A 15,438-nucleotide genomic window follows, 5' to 3' on the forward strand; every position below is an offset into this window, starting at 1 on the left:
AGAGTAGGTGTATATAAGTTGCAAAAAGCATCATCCAATGAGTAGTCGGATGATGCTTTTATGATTTTAGTCATGACAATTTTTGATAACTTTTAAATTGATGAGAACTTTTGGAAATATCGTATTCCAATAGATTGAATCCTTTAATTAACTGAACATCTCCAAGTGATATCGTTTATATCATTCAAAACAAATGCGAGCGGCGTCATTACAGAATGTTTGCTTACCATTTTTAAAGCCTGCCAATGCTTGAGCGTTGGTTCTAATCGTCTCTACCGCGTCTTTTGCTTCTAGTACCACGAACGTCGCTGGTGCTCCTACTGCTATTTCTGTCTGCTTTGACAGTAGCTGAGCTGCGTTCTTGGTAATCATATTGAACACATCTACTATTTGCTTATTCTTCGCTAACTGTGCGACATTGGCGTACATATTCGCCATTCTGACCAATGAGGCATCGCCATAAGGTGTGAAAGCATTCAAAATATTATTACTAGAGAGGGTCGTATTGATACCCATCTCTAAAAGCTCATTAGCATTCACCATGCCTCTAGGAATTAGCAAATCATAATCCCGCCCATTCAAAAATATATCGGTAGCAGGTAAAACAGTCAAAGTAATATCGGCGAGTTTCAATAACGCTGCCATCTCTGTGCGCTTGTCTTTGTCCATTGCAGACAGTTTGGTCACATGGCCGATAGACACACGGCCTTGGTAATGGCGTTTGATGGTTTCTTCAACCAGTTTTGGAATGCTGGAGTCTTTTGGATCCAAATCAAAATCGAGATGAAAATCAACATCGACGTCAAATTGTTCTGCCAAATCAAACACCATCTCGATATGTTTGTCAGGGTTATCATCTTTATAAGGACAACCGCCAACTAAATCAGCGCCTTGCGACAATGCGAGTTCTAGTAGCTCATAGGTATGTGGCGCATTGGTTAATCCTGATTGGGCAAAAGCACAAATCTCTATATCAATGGCAAATGCGTATTTATCCCGCGCTTTTTTTATGGCATTAAACGCCCGCATTTCTGTTTTTGAATCGGTTTCGACAAAACTACGCAGACCAACCGTGCCTTTTTTGATGGCCATTTCAATCACTTTTGATGCGCGCTCAAACACATCTGCTTCTGTAAATTCTGCTTTCGCCTTGCTGGTTTCTTCAACGGCTTCGTCTAAATCGCCTTGCTCTATCGTGCAACGATTTAGGATGCAGGCTTTGTCAAGATGAATGTGGCTCTCAAAAAATCCTGAGCAGACAAAATTGCCTTTAGCATCAAAAATAACGGTTGTCTCATTATCATTATTTTTAAATGCCTCCGAGATGTTGTTAATACTCTCAATATGAGAGCCATTTATACTGATATTGACCAAGTTTTCTCGATTGGCCAATCGGGCATTTTTTATGAGTAAATCTGACATTATGTTTCTCTTATTGTTTGATGAAGCCTGCGAAAAAATCTATTAAATTCAAAATCAAAAATGTAATTTTGCGCCCTAAAGTAGAATGATTATTGATTGGTATGGTTTTTCCTACCGAGCGGTCGTTATTTGTTCTTGAATGGTTAGGTACAAATGTGCTCTGAGTTGCTATATAGAATATAATGGTTGTCACTACGGAATACTGGCTTTGTTTACGAGCACGCTATAGTTCCTGTACCTAAAAACACACTTAAATATCTATATTGAATTATCATCATCCTCTTCAATATAAATCAAATAATTTAAGTTTATCTAATAATTAGGTAAGTGGTGAATAAGTATCAAGCAGTTTATTACGATTGAATTACACAAGCGTTTTCAAGAGAAATTATCTCATCTACACACAAACAAATGGATAGGAAAAAAGTATGTCAAATATTAATGAGTCTTTGAAAGAATTAATGGATCTTGATGGTGCTATGGGTGCCTGTATCGTTGATTATATGTCAGGTATGGTACTAGGAATGATTGGTGGCGGTGTTGATTTAGAACTGGCTGCTGCTGGTAACTCGCAAGTCGTAAAAGCAAAAGTAGCAACGATGAAATCATTAGATATCAAAGGTGAAATCGAAGATATGTTGATCACACTAGAGTCTCAGCTGCACATCATTCGTCCGACAGCCAGTCATGAAGATTTATTCATCTACCTAGTACTTGATAAATCAAAAGCGAACCTTGCATTGGCACGCCGTAAAGTACAATCAGTTGAAAGCAAATTAGAAATATAATTTGGCTAACATCAATCAAGCCGTCGTTGGTTTGTTGAGTCCTGCTTATTGCTGATAGTGTGTCAAACATTATGAGCAATAAGGTCAAATTCGTTATATGCGTACTGTGTATAACGAATTATTATTTTATATATAGTTATAAAAAATTTATTGAGTTTTGGATGTTCTATCAAATGGTGACAAAATGAAATGTGTTGCATATGTCAGCAGAGCGCCTATCAAAGATCGCAGTGTTCGTATGCCTGCTGGATTATCAGATATTGTCAGAGTCTCTAGCAAGCATAATCCAGAGTTACAAATCACTGGTATCATATCCTATCGCGAAGGGCAGTACCTTCAAGTGCTTGAAGGCCCTTATGCTGCAGTAGATAAGTTGATGGCCAAGATAGCATCTGATCCCAGGCATGAAGATATTTGGGTTTTTCTTGAAAAAAATGTGACAGAGCGCAGCTTTGATAATTGGGGCGTCAGCGTATTTGACTTTGTAGATAAAGGCACTTTTTTTGATACTTTTATTGAAAATAATAGTGCGGTTTTAAATGGTTTTGATGAACTACAAACCAAGCGTATTCAGCCTTTTTTTGACACAAAAAAATCTAATAACGCCTCAAAAAAAGACTACCAAGGCAAAAGTCTTAAGTTATTGGCTTGGCCTGACTTAAATCATGAAAGTAACCCTCAAATGGTTATGGATTTGTGTGTTAAATTGACCAAAAAACCGTATCCATTTGATTCGTTAGTGGATAGTGGTGAGTTTGGCTCACTTGATCAAGTCACAAAAATGATAGTGGGATTTGAGCAATCAGGTATACTAAATGTGACAGACGCACAGCCATTAGATGAGCAAAAGGTTAGTGAAAAAAAGCCTAACAAATTTTACGGTGCGATCAAAAGATTCTTAGGAATGAGGTAAAAAATTGAATTATCAAAAGCTAGCTATCATTGGTGAAGTGGGCGCCGGAAAAACTCGAATGGTTAAGACTTTAAGTGAGATAAGTCCTTTCGAGACAGAAGCAAAATCTAGTATCGATATTGGTAAAGAGTACACCACCGTTGGTATTGATTATGGAAGAATCACCCTGTCTGATGATATGGCATTAGGTATCTATGGGGTTCCAGGTCAAGAGCGTTTTTCGTTTTTGTGGGAATTCGTCAATCACTCCTTGTGGGGTTTGCTGATCTTGATCAAGCATGGCGAGACACCTGATTACGCTAACTTAGATAAACTGCTACATTTTTTTGCCCCAGCAGAAAAGCAAACGACTTGTATTATTGGTATTACACATTGCGAAGATGCTGATAAACAAAGCTTGGCAGCGCTCGGACAAGAAATCAGAGTCATGCTGATGGAGCACGATATAGTGGCTCCAGTAATCAATACAGATCCTAGAAATAAAGAGTCCGCCGTGTCTCTATTATCATTATTTAATACCCTGAACAATCAAGGTTGATGTTAGATATGACTACACAAAACGAAAAATCACCAGCAAAAATAGAACTCTTAAAGCACATGAAAGCCTTGTGTGAAGCCAATAGAGAAATTATATTGGTCAGCCTATGCACCACAGATGGTTTTCCTATCAGCTGCTTTTCGATCAAAGAGTTGAGCAACCAATCCGATAAGTTTGCGGCGATGAGTAGTACGCTATCAGCGCTCAGCGACTCATCAGCTACCCAGATGAAACAAGGTAAGTGCGATATCACGATCGTTGAAGCCACAACCGGCAACATGCTATTTGTCAAAACGGACTATATCGGCAAGCCATGTGTATTGACCGTTGTGGCACAAGACAAGATGGCATTAGCAGAAGCAAGATATAAGACTAAGAAGCTGATTGGTGAAATCTCGGCGATTACTGAGTAGAGTGAAATTATTGATAGTAGAGTGCTTCGTAGAGTAACTACGGCGCTATACTATGTAAAAGATTAACCCTGCTCAAACAAACCCTATCAAAAATCATCCCAATAGGGGTGATCACCAAAGCGCTCGGCAATGAAGTCAATCAAATAACGACAACGCTGCGATAAAAATCGATTTTTTGGATAGACGGCATACGCGTTTAGTATTGGCAATTGATACTGCTGCAAAATCGGTACAAGCTCACCACGCGCCAGTTTTTTATAAGCGATAAAAGTTGGAATGACAGTAATGCCATGTCCTTTTACTGCCAAATCCGTTAAAAACTCACCATTGGTGGCTTTAATTTTGGCGTTCATCGCGTGATAATGCTTTTTTCCTTGGGCATCAATCAGCTCTATGCTGTTTGTTTGACCAAGACTGTATTGCAAAAACTCATGCCCCTCCAAATCTTCTAATGTATCAGGTGTGCCCATTCTTTTTAGATAGTCGGGGCTGGCGCAGATGACGCAACGAATTCGTGCCAGCGGCTTTGCTTGATAACTAGAATCTCGTAGCTCTCTGATTCGAATAGCCAGCTCATATCCTTCTTCAATCAAATCAACATGCCGATCAGAAAAATCCAACTCAAACTTTAGGTTTGGGTGCTGATTGGCGTATTCATCAATCACATCAGTCAGATGCATAAGACCAAACGATAATGGCGCTGTCATCTTTAGCGTACCCCCAATGCGCGTTGGCGTGTCACTAGTAGTCTCGTTCAAGGCATCAACCGCGTTTAAGATACTGTTGACCTGCTGATAATACTGCTCACCTGCTTGTGTCAAGTGAGAGTGGCGCGTCGTACGGCTGATCAATTGAGTGCCTAGGCGCGTTTCCAAATCTTTTAGACGGCGGCTGACGGCTGATTTTGCAATATTTAATTGTTCGGCAGCTTTAGTGATACTGCCTGCCTCGACAATGCGTACAAACATCGCCATGTCTTCTAACTGTCCCATTATCGATGCCTCATAATTGTTCTAATAAAAAGAATAGTTATTTGCATTTATGTCTGTTTATCTCTGTATAGTCAACAATTATAATAGTTACATTGTTCAATCATGTGAATTAATAACAAATATATAGATGATAAACGTGTTGATAATTAAGGATAAATAATGAAAACGATCTATCATGCAGCATACTCCCGCGGTAATGCCAACCATGGTTGGCTCAAAAGCCGTCATACCTTTAGCTTTGCCAATTACTATAATCCTGAGCGTATGGGCTTTGGGGTGTTACGTGTCATCAATGATGATTTTGTCATTGGTGGTCAAGGGTTTGGCAACCACTCGCACCGTGATATGGAAATTATCAGCATTCCTTTAGCTGGCAAACTGGCGCATGGCGATAGTATCGGCAATGAGGGCATGATTGAGACGGGTGAGATCCAAGTCATGTCAGCGGGCACAGGCATCACCCATAGTGAAATGAATGGCAGTCGTGAAGAAGCAGTAAGGTTTTTACAAATCTGGGTCATGCCAAATAAAATGAACGTTGCTCCTCGCTATCAGCAAGTGCACATGGGGACCATCATGACGCCCAATGAATTCAATCAGGTGCTATCACCAAATGCGGATGATGCAGGGGTTTGGATTCATCAAGATGCTTGGTTTAGCATGGGAGAGTTTGATAAAGGCGTGACGCAGACCTATCAGCTAAACAATCCTAATAACGGTGTTTATATTTTTGTTATCAGTGGCAAAGTCGTTGTAAACGGTAACATTTTGGCTACTCGAGATGGCCTCGGGGTCTGGGATACTAAGCACTTCACTATGGAAGTGAAAGAGGCTGCGAAAGTATTGCTGATGGAAGTACCGCTATCTTTGTAGACAAATAGGACATATACCAAGAGGTGTCACATGACAATTAGAACTCTAGAACCACGAATGACTGAGGTTGGCGGTGTTCCTATTGCTCGATTACTGCCTAACAAAGGCAAACAGCCCATTGGCGCGTGGTGCTTTTTGGATCATGCAGGGCCAGCTGAGTTTGATCAAGATGATTCAGGGGTTCAGGTTGGGCGCCATCCGCATACCAACCTACAGACGTTTAGTTGGATGATTGAGGGTGAGATTTTACATAAAGACAGCTTGGGCAGCACGCAAGTCATTGCCAAAAACCAAGTCAACCTCATGACAGCAGGTACTGGGCTGACACAAGGCATCAGCCATACAGAGCAAAGCGTATTTTTGGACAGCGCTGACTCAGACAATACTGATACAAGCGCTGCTGCACGTAGCATCAATATGATACAGCTATGGATCGCTTTACCCACTGACCAGCAGATCGAACGCAGTTTTCATCACTATCCGGAGCTGCCAACATGGACTGAGGGCAACGTCAAGCTGATTCTGACTACGGGTAGTTACAAATCAGCGTCTGGTGAGCACCATCAAGCGCCAACGTTGCAGTACTCCAAGATGGTTGGTATCGATGTGCATTTTTTAGAAGATGGAGACGTCACGCTGAATTTGGAAGCAAGCTTTGAGTACGGTATTTTGGTGGTTGTCGGTACGTTAGAGTCTGAAGGTCAGGTGTATAAAAAGGACCAGTTATTACGTTTTCATCGTGATGACATGACTAACAATACCTCTATAAAGCTGTTAGCCAAGAAGGGCACACGCTTAATGTTTATTGGCGGTGAGCCTTTAGATAACCGAGTATTACTGTGGTGGAATTTTGTCGCTGATAGCAAAGAAGCGCTTGAGCAATCGGTGATCGACTGGAACAATGGCCATGAGCGCTTCGGCGAGGTTGATTCTGATATGCAGCGTCTGGTGGCACCCGAACTACCCAAAGGCTTCAAAGGCTAATTACCAACACGCAAGATTTATTAACCTATTTTTCAGAGACAATCCCTATCGTTAAGTTTTTTTTACAAAAAAGTTATGGGGTTTTAAGTAAATTGTTCAGATAATAGCGCAAATAAACAAACTATTTCATAAAAACTTGTTGATCATAAGATTGACAAGGTCTATCAACCCAAAGCAAATCATTCCTACAATAATATGGAGAAGTACTATGTCAGAACTAAAAGACTTACAGCAATTAGCAGAGAAACGCCGTACTATTTATGCACTAAGCGACCAGTTACCAGTATCGAATGATGAAGTCGTAAAAGTAGTTGAGCATGCTGTCTTGCATACACCATCATCATTCAACTCGCAATCAACGCGTGTCGTTGTGTTATTCGGTGATGATCATCACAAACTATGGGATATGACTGAAGAAGCACTACGTGCAATCGTCGGTGATGAAGAAGCATTTAAGTCTACCAAAGACAAAATTGCTGGTTTTAGAGCGGGTGCTGGCACTGTATTGTTCTTTGAAGATAAAGCAGTGGTGAGAGGCATGCAAGAAGCGGCGCCTTTATATGCTGACAATTTCCCAATTTGGGCAACTCAGGCCAACGCGATGCATCAGTACGTCATTTGGACGGCGCTAGCAAGCATTGATGTCGGTGCAAACTTGCAGCACTACAATCCAGTAATCGATCAGAAAGTCGCAAGCACTTGGAACATCGATGCAGATTGGGAACTAAAAGCGCAACTGGTATTCGGTAAGATTGAGCAGTCAGCAGGCGACAAAGAATTCAAGCCACTTGATGAGCGTATGAAAGTGTTTGGTGCTTAAGATAAGCAGCCTATTGCTTTATTTTAGGCAGTATCCTAAATAGAATATATACCACATAAAAAACGCCACCCAATCATTGGGTGGCGTTTTTTATGAATAATAAAAATTAAAGACAGTACAGCTATACTGGATGTTTGCAGAACTGATGCGACAATTTAATGATTATTTGCGTTGCATTAAACTGTTGGCGACCCATGCTGGACCGATTAACAAAAACTGTAAATCTTCAAAAAACGAGGGTTTTTTGCCTTCGATTTTATGACCAATAAACTGACCAATCCAAGCAACGACAAATACTGCCGCCCACGCTTTGAATCCCCATGGCATAGCCGCCATAACCGACAGACAAATCAGAATAAACAGCCCCATTGCCAAAAATAGCGGCGTAGATAAGCGTATATAAAACAGTAATACCAACGCGCTCAGTACGAGAGTAAACCACACAGACAGCGACATTCCCATGCCCAGCAGGCTAACAAAAATCGTTGGGACACATAGCCAATGGATTTTTTTGTTGATTAAGTTTTGGTGACTGACCGCGTACTCACTGAGCCACTGCTCAAGCGTGCGTTTGGACATTTTGGGTTGACGAGACATACTAACCTCCTTGTTAGTAAATGAAATAAGACACTGACATGCGCTATTGACTTAAATATCAACATGCGCAATTAGGACCAGTTGTAGCACTAATTGCGTGTGTCTACCATTTTATCTGATAGACGGTACAGTCAATTTCGCTCGTATTACCAATGCGATATTAGTAAGACTTATCTCAATATCTCAAACGCTTTTTTCTACATATGTTGCTATCAACCTCGTTCGCTGCGATGCCACTCATAGAGACCGACAAAGGCGTTTACTTGATACACCATGGTTTGAATCGCAAAAATATAGTTACCAGACATAAGATTGACGATCAGCCAAACAAAGTTGACGATGATCCATAACCACCAGTTAAAGGAATAACGCAGAATCATGGCGGCTTGCGCGGTAATAGAAAGCACAAAGGCTATGACGTTGATCCAAAAGAAAGAGATGAATCCCAAAAACAGACTATTATCATCTTCTACGACTGCATAACCGTAGCTTGCCAGTAGATCATTGACGGTTGGGAAAAGGGCAAGACCAATGATGATAAATGCGGCAGTGATTAACCAAACGGCTTTGCTCGCTGATTTTGGTATCATGTCGCCATCAGGGTCGGTGTGTTTTGACCAGTAAAAGATGCCATATACATGAGTGAAAAAGTTAAATAGGGGCGCGAGCATTAGACCCACTGCGCCAGATGTTGCTTGTACAATGACTTCCCCTGCGGTTGCGCCCATGCCAAAGCCATTGCCCATGACGTTTTTGCGAAATGACAGCGAGACGACGCAAACCAAGCCAATAAATGAGACAGCCAAGTAAAACCAATCAAGCGTAGTATGGTCTGTGGTGAGCCAAAAACCGGCGGACAGAGCAATCACACCGCAAATAAACCAAATAATAATCCATTGCATCGACCATTTTCCGGTGATGTTATCCAATAGCTGAATACGCATAACTTTTTCCTCTAAAATTGACACTGATTTCAATATGAGGCTAACGGCACTGCGTTAGCTGAATAAATTATTATTATAAATAGGGCGCTTATTGGTATAGCTTACGGTTTTTTGCCATAGATATGCTTGTCGATAAATAACAACGCTTGCTGATAGCGAGCATCGTAATCCGGCTGGTCAATCATGTGTGGCGCGATATTGTGACGCGCAAAAATGTCTAGTAGGCGCTGCTCGAACCGTCCACGTGCTTCAGGCGTACCCAAAGAGCGCATGCCATCATCGACCCATGGCGTGTTGTTGTCGAGCATGATGGTGTGGTCTAACCGAAACTCATCAATACATGCAGCGACAAAAGGATGGGTGCGACCTTCGTACTCTTCACAAAATGCTTGCGTCGTCACAAAATCTGTATCGACGATCGTGAGGGGCGCTGTTGCACGGGCTTTAGCCTCTCGTATCGCTTGAGCATGGTCGAGACAAATAGGGCCGTAATCGCTGTACTGTAGTCCAACCTCGCTACCGCCCAAATCTGTGCCCACATATATACGGCCCATCTCCAGCGCAAAGCTCGCCCCGTAATAATTAGCTAGCTTATGCACCAGTGTTGTCTTACCTGAGCTTTCACCGCCGACGATAGCGACAGTCTTGGTATAGTCGACGCGGGCCTCTGGATGAATCGCTGACCAATAGGCGACTGGGTCGCGAGCAATGGCGTACGAGTCAAACTCAGGCTGTAGCGCTGTCGTGACCACTTGTAGGATAAGTTGCTCCTGTATATCACTCTGCGTTAGCGGGTGGTTCTCCGCCATAAACAATACTGTCTCTGTAGGAAGTGCAAGTGCCTTTATCAACCGCTGCAACTTAGCATTGCTAATCGCCACATCGATCCTGACATCCTCGCTGCTATCATAAAGATGCTCATGAAGCGGTAACTCGATCTCATCAGTGGTATGAATATGAATAAATGGCAAATCTGCACAGGCCATCTGTAGCCAACGTGCTTTGTCTTGTAAGGTGATCGTAAAATCTGGATGCGGTGATGGATGCGCCATAATGACGATATGCAGGGTCTTCGCTTGTCCTGCTGCTTCTAATATGCTGCGCATTTGCCCCAAATGTAAGGGCTCAAAGTGTCCAATCATCAATCCGTTGTCGTACATAGCCATCCTTATTTTGTTTTAGGCTTATATTTGTTTCAGATTTAAGGGCAAACCCTCTAAAACCTGAGTTACTTATCAGCATGGTATAAATGTTTTGGAGGATTTACAGGTAGGTTATTGTAAATCTGACTTATATTTGACTCTTACGCAGATTCTTAACTTTTTCATCATCGGTTTTTGTATAAGTCTAAAAATAAAAAGCGAATGGTGATTTTTCGACAATTGAAGGTTTAAGTGGTCATTATTACTATCAAATATTTAGCAAAACGCCACTTATCTCTTTGATTCATTTAAAAAATAATGAACTGTGTAATTAGCTAAAGCAAGGTTTTAGCAACAAAGTGGATTCTGAAACATTTTGAAATAACTATTTAAAATCAGGGGCTTGCGTGGTGGTATGACAGGTTAGGGCAAGCTTACGTATCATAAACTCACAAAGTACGTCTATACCTTCAACAGATAAATTTTCAAGAGTTGATATACTTATTTGTAAGTTAGTAAGGCGAGGTAGCCTTAAGACTAAAAAAGTAAGAAAAAAAGAAAAAATACATTATAAAAATAGACAATAGAGAGGTATTTAGTTTGGCTAAGTTAGCAAAATTACATCGCTCACAAAATAATCGCATGATAGCGGGTGTGATGGGCGGTATTGCAGAATATGTCGGTTGGTCACCTACGTGGGTCAGATTACTATTTGTAATTGTCTCGTCGCTAAGTGCTGCTGTACCGGGTATTTTGATTTATATCGTGTTATGGATAATCATGCCAAAAGCCAATAGTGATTCCTATCAGTAACCAAGCTTAATATCTAGACATTAAGACCCGTTAAAAGAAGTAAGTTTGTACCACAAGCAGTTGTCCAAAAAGTAGTCTCCAAAAATAAAAAGCCTGAATCATCAGGATGCCCAAGACATAATTTTCCTCCTGCCCGAATGCTCACGCATTTGGGTATTTTTTTGTTTTCAAGATTAGTCGCCGGTCAGGCATTTTTTATGATGATTTGGTCGTAAATCAGAGATACAACCGCGTGTTTTTATCGACAACGCAAATTTAGTTAACGTAAATATGGATAAAATAGTCAATTTTTAGTAAGGTGAGCAGGCAAATAGCGTCGTTGCCAAATAGGTGACGAGTGCTATCAGAGATTTATTTAATCATACCCATTTCACAGTGACTTACTATGAAAACCCAAACTATGACATCCGAAGCGACAACCCCGATGATACAAGACAAAGACTCTCAACCGATGACTTTTCAGGACTTAATCTTAACCCTACAGAATTATTGGGCTGACAAGGGCTGCGTGGTATTGCAACCTTACGATATGGAAGTCGGCGCGGGCACGTTTCATACCGCCACGTTTTTGCGCTCGTTAGGTCCTGAGCGTTGGAATGCAGCGTATGTACAGCCGTCACGTCGCCCGACTGATGGTCGCTATGGTGACAATCCAAACCGCCTACAACATTATTATCAGTTCCAAGTCGTGCTAAAGCCGAATCCACCTAATATCCAAGAGCTATATCTGGATTCGCTACGCGCTATTGGTATCGATCCATTGGTGCATGATGTGCGTTTCGTGGAAGACAACTGGGAATCACCAACGCTTGGCGCCTGGGGACTTGGCTGGGAGATCTGGCTAAACGGTATGGAAGTGACGCAGTTTACCTACTTCCAGCAAGTCGGCGGTATTGAGTGTTTCCCAGTGACAGGTGAGATTACTTACGGTCTTGAGCGCTTAGCTATGTATGTGCAGGGCGTCGATAGTGTTTATGACTTGGTCTGGGCAGATGGGGAGTTTGGCCGCGTCACCTATGGCGATGTGTTCCATCAAAACGAAGTCGAGCAGTCGACCTACAACTTTGAGCACGCTGATGTGCCAATGATGGGCGAGATGTTTGATTTTTATGAGCAGCAAGCAGATAAGCTAGTGGAAGCAGGATTGCCATTGCCTGCTTATGAGATGGTGTTAAAAGCCTCTCATGCGTTTAACTTGCTTGATGCACGTGGTGCGATTTCAGTCACAGAGCGTCAACGTTTTATCCTGCGTGTACGCACACTTGCGCGTAAAGTTGCGTTTGGTTATGTCGAAGCTCGTGCTAAGTTAGGCTTCCCATTGGCTGATGAAGCACACCGCGCCGAAGCTCTTGAGAAGTATTTGCCAAAAGAAGATACAGAAACAGACAGCTTAGCCAAAGAAACTACTGACAACAATCAACCGACGAACAAGCAATAGGAGCATCCCATGAGTACTATTCTATTTGAACTGGGGTGTGAAGAGCTACCTCCAAAGAGCCTAAAACCATTACGCGATGCGCTGCAAGCCAGTGTCGCTGAGCAGTTGTCTGCAGCTGAGATTACCTTTGATAGCATCAAAGCCTTTGCCGCACCGCGCCGTTTGGCGATTCAAATTGAAGGCATTAGCGACAAGCAACCTGACCGCACTGAGCAAAAACGCGGACCAGCTATCAAAGCGGCATTTGATAGCGATGGCAATCCAACCCGTGCGGCGATGGGTTTTGCCAAAGGCTTAGGTATTGAAGCGAGCGAGCTTACGACCATTAACACCGATAAAGGTGACTATGTCGGCTTTGAGCAAACGATCAGTGGCCAAGCGACTACCGAGCTACTGCCAGCTATTTTTCAAACGGCGTTAGATAGTCTACCGATTGCCAAACGTATGCGCTCAGGCGCAAGTCGCAACGAGTTTGTTCGTCCCGTACAGTGGGTAGTATTGATGCAGGATGACGCTGTCATTGATGCCACTATCCAAGGGCATGAGACAGGCTCGCAAACTCGTGGGCACCGTTTCCACAGCCCTGACTACCATGATATTACTCATGCCAATGACTATGAAGAATTACTAAGTGGTTTAAAAGTCGTGGCAGATTTTGATAAGCGTCAAATGCTGATCAAAAACCAAGTCAAAGCATTGGCAGATGAAGTTAATTCTGATGCCATCGTACCGCAGGATTTATTGGACGAAGTCACCGCATTGGTTGATTTCCCAATTGCGCTACGAGCAAGCTTTGAAGCGCGCTTTTTACAAGTGCCACAAGAAGCGCTTATCTCGACCATGCAAGCGGATCAGAAATATTTCTGCTTAACCGATAAAGCTGGCAAATTGCAGCCGTACTTTATCTTTATTACAAATATTGAGTCTAAAGACCCCAATCAGATTATCGAAGGTAATGAAAAAGTGGTGCGTCCGCGTTTGGCTGATGCTGAGTTTTTCTTTTTACAAGATCAAAAGCAGCCGTTGTTTGCACTCACAGAGAGCTTAAAAACTCGTGTATTCCAAGACAAATTGGGTACGATTTGGGAGAAGTCTGAGCGTATTGCTAAGCTTGCCGCGTTTATCGCCACGTTGATGCAGCAGCAAGGTCACGATATCAATGTCGATGACACCGTACGTGCAGGCATTTTATCCAAAGCGGATTTGGCAAGCTCGCTTGTCGGCGAGTACCCTGAATTGCAGGGTATCGCAGGCACGTATTATGCGCGTCTGAATGAGGAACCTGAGGCAGTTGCGGCAAGCTTGGAAGAGCAATACCTGCCCAAGTTCAGTGGTGATGTATTACCGCAAACACCAGTTGGTATTTGCCTAGCACTAGCTGATCGCCTAGATACGCTCGTTGGTATTTTTGCGATTGATCAAGCACCAACGGGTTCAAAAGATCCGTTTAGCTTACGTCGTTCTGCCATTGGTATCTTGCGTATTTTGATCGAGAAGCAGCTACCGATCAATTTGGTTGCATTGGTTGAGCAAGCAATTAAAGGCTACAGTGATGCCGAAGGTAGCAAGATTGCCAAAATGGGCGATACTTTTACCCAAGTCATGGCGTTCTTAAACTCGCGCTATCGTGCGATGTATACCGAGCAGGGCGTTAGCGTTGATACGATTCAGGCCGTACAAGCGATTAACCCGCATATGCCGCTTGATTTTGATCAGCGTATTCGCGCCGTACAAGCATTTAGCGAGCTTTCACAAGCGTCGATGTTGGCTGATTCAAACAAGCGTGTGGCCAATATATTGGCCAAATCAGAAGTGAGCGTTGCTGATACGGTTGATGAGGCGCTACTGTCTGAGCCTGCTGAACAGAACTTGTATAACCATGTTCGCGAGGCACAGATGGCAGTAACACCGCTACTTGAGCAAGCGGACTATACGCAAGTATTGCAGACACTGGCGAGCTTAGATGAGCCATTGACACAGTTCTTTGATAATGTGATGGTCAATAGCGACGATGAGGCCTTGAAAAACAACCGCCTGGCATTGCTCAAGCAGGTACGCGCCTTGTTCTTGACTGTGGCAGATATCAGCGAGCTACAGCTTTAGTTCTGCTAGCCTTTAATTTTAAATTTTGATATAAAAACTGGCTCAATGTGGCCAGTTTTTTGTTGCTATAGCACTTGGGTATTTGTCAGTGCCATTAATGACAATCCAGCATAATCAACAATTAACCGTAAAGGCATTGTGCCATTACCATTATTGACGGTAAAATTTATGCATTCGAGCGTATTGGATCATGGTAAGTGTCATCACTCTTGTTATTCATTACGTTTATTTGTCATTGAAGGAGCGCTGCCGTGTTTGCCGTTATTATTGTCATTCTTATTATCTGGGCTTCCATGTGGGCTTTTTACAAGTTTATGTACCCACGTCCACCCAAAAGCATGATGCCAAAAGAGGGTGATGTCACCACACCGCGTCAGTGCAATTTTTGTGGTAACAGTTTGGCGGAGTATCGCGGTGTCCTTGAAACCAAGCCGAATGTCGCTGCCAATAGTGATAATGCTATCGACGCCAATCAAGAATTATTCTTTTGTAATTATGAGCATCAGGCAGACTTTCACGCAGGCAAGACTTACAAACCTTATGCGTAAGCAAATAGATAAAAACGATTGACCATAAAAAAGCGCTTAGCTTTAGTAGGCTAAGCGCTAGTAGATTTGATGCTTTGTCATCACATCGCGCACTATTAGATCATGCATGT

At 42.5% G+C, this 15,438-nt stretch carries 16 protein-coding genes; 11 read left to right on the forward strand and 5 right to left on the reverse strand.

The window, feature by feature from the left end; genetic code table 11:
- Nucleotides 1-180 precede the first annotated feature (180 nt).
- Nucleotides 181-1,422 carry an amidohydrolase family protein gene (locus I3255_RS05920; RefSeq protein ID WP_238037840.1) on the reverse strand — a complete coding sequence of 414 codons (1,242 nt, stop codon included), beginning with the start codon at nucleotides 1,420-1,422 and terminating at the stop codon, nucleotides 181-183.
- 428 nt (nucleotides 1,423-1,850) lie between these two features.
- Between I3255_RS05920 and I3255_RS05925 the strand changes: the two genes are divergently transcribed.
- From I3255_RS05925 to I3255_RS05940, 4 genes are all read left to right on the forward strand, one after another.
- Entirely contained in the window at nucleotides 1,851-2,210 is a 360-nt protein-coding gene (locus I3255_RS05925) for a hypothetical protein (protein WP_238037842.1), read from the forward strand.
- A gap of 184 nt (nucleotides 2,211-2,394) precedes the next feature.
- A complete protein-coding gene (locus I3255_RS05930; protein WP_269117283.1) occupies nucleotides 2,395-3,123 on the forward strand; it encodes a BLUF domain-containing protein in 729 nt (242 codons plus the stop codon).
- Nucleotides 3,124-3,127: 4 nt separating this feature from the next.
- A complete protein-coding gene (locus tag I3255_RS05935; protein ID WP_201597974.1) occupies nucleotides 3,128-3,661 on the forward strand; it encodes a hypothetical protein in 534 nt (177 codons plus the stop codon).
- Nucleotides 3,662-3,669: 8 nt separating this feature from the next.
- Nucleotides 3,670-4,074, forward strand: a complete 405-nt coding sequence (locus tag I3255_RS05940) for a hypothetical protein (RefSeq protein ID WP_238037846.1) — start codon at nucleotides 3,670-3,672, stop codon at nucleotides 4,072-4,074.
- A gap of 86 nt (nucleotides 4,075-4,160) precedes the next feature.
- On the opposite strand, the gene I3255_RS05945 is transcribed toward I3255_RS05940, so the two are convergent.
- Nucleotides 4,161-5,066, reverse strand: coding sequence for a LysR family transcriptional regulator (locus I3255_RS05945; protein WP_238037848.1), 906 nt, complete (start codon nucleotides 5,064-5,066; stop codon nucleotides 4,161-4,163).
- 159 nt (nucleotides 5,067-5,225) lie between these two features.
- Between I3255_RS05945 and I3255_RS05950 the strand changes: the two genes are divergently transcribed.
- The 3 genes from I3255_RS05950 to I3255_RS05960 all read left to right on the forward strand — a co-directional run bounded on the left by I3255_RS05950 (nucleotide 5,226) and on the right by I3255_RS05960 (nucleotide 7,743).
- Entirely contained in the window at nucleotides 5,226-5,939 is a 714-nt protein-coding gene (locus I3255_RS05950) for a pirin family protein (protein ID WP_238037850.1), read from the forward strand.
- Between the two features lie 30 nt (nucleotides 5,940-5,969).
- On the forward strand, nucleotides 5,970-6,923 hold the full coding sequence (locus I3255_RS05955) for a pirin family protein (protein ID WP_238037852.1): 954 nt from the start codon (nucleotides 5,970-5,972) through the stop codon (nucleotides 6,921-6,923).
- 208 nt (nucleotides 6,924-7,131) lie between these two features.
- Nucleotides 7,132-7,743: a nitroreductase family protein gene (locus I3255_RS05960; protein WP_238037854.1), complete on the forward strand. Its 612-nt coding sequence runs from the start codon at nucleotides 7,132-7,134 to the stop codon at nucleotides 7,741-7,743.
- A 162-nt stretch (nucleotides 7,744-7,905) separates the two neighbouring features.
- Here I3255_RS05960 and I3255_RS05965 read toward each other — a convergent pair whose 3' ends face one another.
- The 3 genes from I3255_RS05965 to nadR all read right to left on the reverse strand — a co-directional run bounded on the left by I3255_RS05965 (nucleotide 7,906) and on the right by nadR (nucleotide 10,444).
- Nucleotides 7,906-8,340, reverse strand: a complete 435-nt coding sequence (locus I3255_RS05965; protein ID WP_071003023.1) for an Mpo1-like protein — start codon at nucleotides 8,338-8,340, stop codon at nucleotides 7,906-7,908.
- Nucleotides 8,341-8,552: 212 nt separating this feature from the next.
- Nucleotides 8,553-9,284: a nicotinamide riboside transporter PnuC gene (pnuC, locus tag I3255_RS05970; protein ID WP_238037856.1), complete on the reverse strand. Its 732-nt coding sequence runs from the start codon at nucleotides 9,282-9,284 to the stop codon at nucleotides 8,553-8,555.
- A gap of 101 nt (nucleotides 9,285-9,385) precedes the next feature.
- Nucleotides 9,386-10,444, reverse strand: a complete 1,059-nt coding sequence (nadR, locus tag I3255_RS05975; RefSeq protein ID WP_238037858.1) for a multifunctional transcriptional regulator/nicotinamide-nucleotide adenylyltransferase/ribosylnicotinamide kinase NadR — start codon at nucleotides 10,442-10,444, stop codon at nucleotides 9,386-9,388.
- A 582-nt stretch (nucleotides 10,445-11,026) separates the two neighbouring features.
- Between nadR and I3255_RS05980 the strand changes: the two genes are divergently transcribed.
- From I3255_RS05980 to I3255_RS05995, 4 genes are all read left to right on the forward strand, one after another.
- Nucleotides 11,027-11,239, forward strand: coding sequence for a PspC domain-containing protein (locus I3255_RS05980; protein ID WP_201597988.1), 213 nt, complete (start codon nucleotides 11,027-11,029; stop codon nucleotides 11,237-11,239).
- A 451-nt stretch (nucleotides 11,240-11,690) separates the two neighbouring features.
- On the forward strand, nucleotides 11,691-12,677 hold the full coding sequence (glyQ, locus tag I3255_RS05985; RefSeq protein ID WP_238038214.1) for a glycine--tRNA ligase subunit alpha: 987 nt from the start codon (nucleotides 11,691-11,693) through the stop codon (nucleotides 12,675-12,677).
- 9 nt (nucleotides 12,678-12,686) lie between these two features.
- Nucleotides 12,687-14,780, forward strand: a complete 2,094-nt coding sequence (gene glyS / locus I3255_RS05990) for a glycine--tRNA ligase subunit beta (protein ID WP_238037860.1) — start codon at nucleotides 12,687-12,689, stop codon at nucleotides 14,778-14,780.
- 251 nt (nucleotides 14,781-15,031) lie between these two features.
- On the forward strand, nucleotides 15,032-15,328 hold the full coding sequence (locus I3255_RS05995; protein WP_238037862.1) for a hypothetical protein: 297 nt from the start codon (nucleotides 15,032-15,034) through the stop codon (nucleotides 15,326-15,328).
- The last annotated feature ends 110 nt before the right edge of the window (nucleotides 15,329-15,438 follow it).

The sequence above is a fragment of the Psychrobacter sp. Ps6 genome, from assembly GCF_022129235.1.
GTDB lineage: Bacteria > Pseudomonadota > Gammaproteobacteria > Pseudomonadales > Moraxellaceae > Psychrobacter.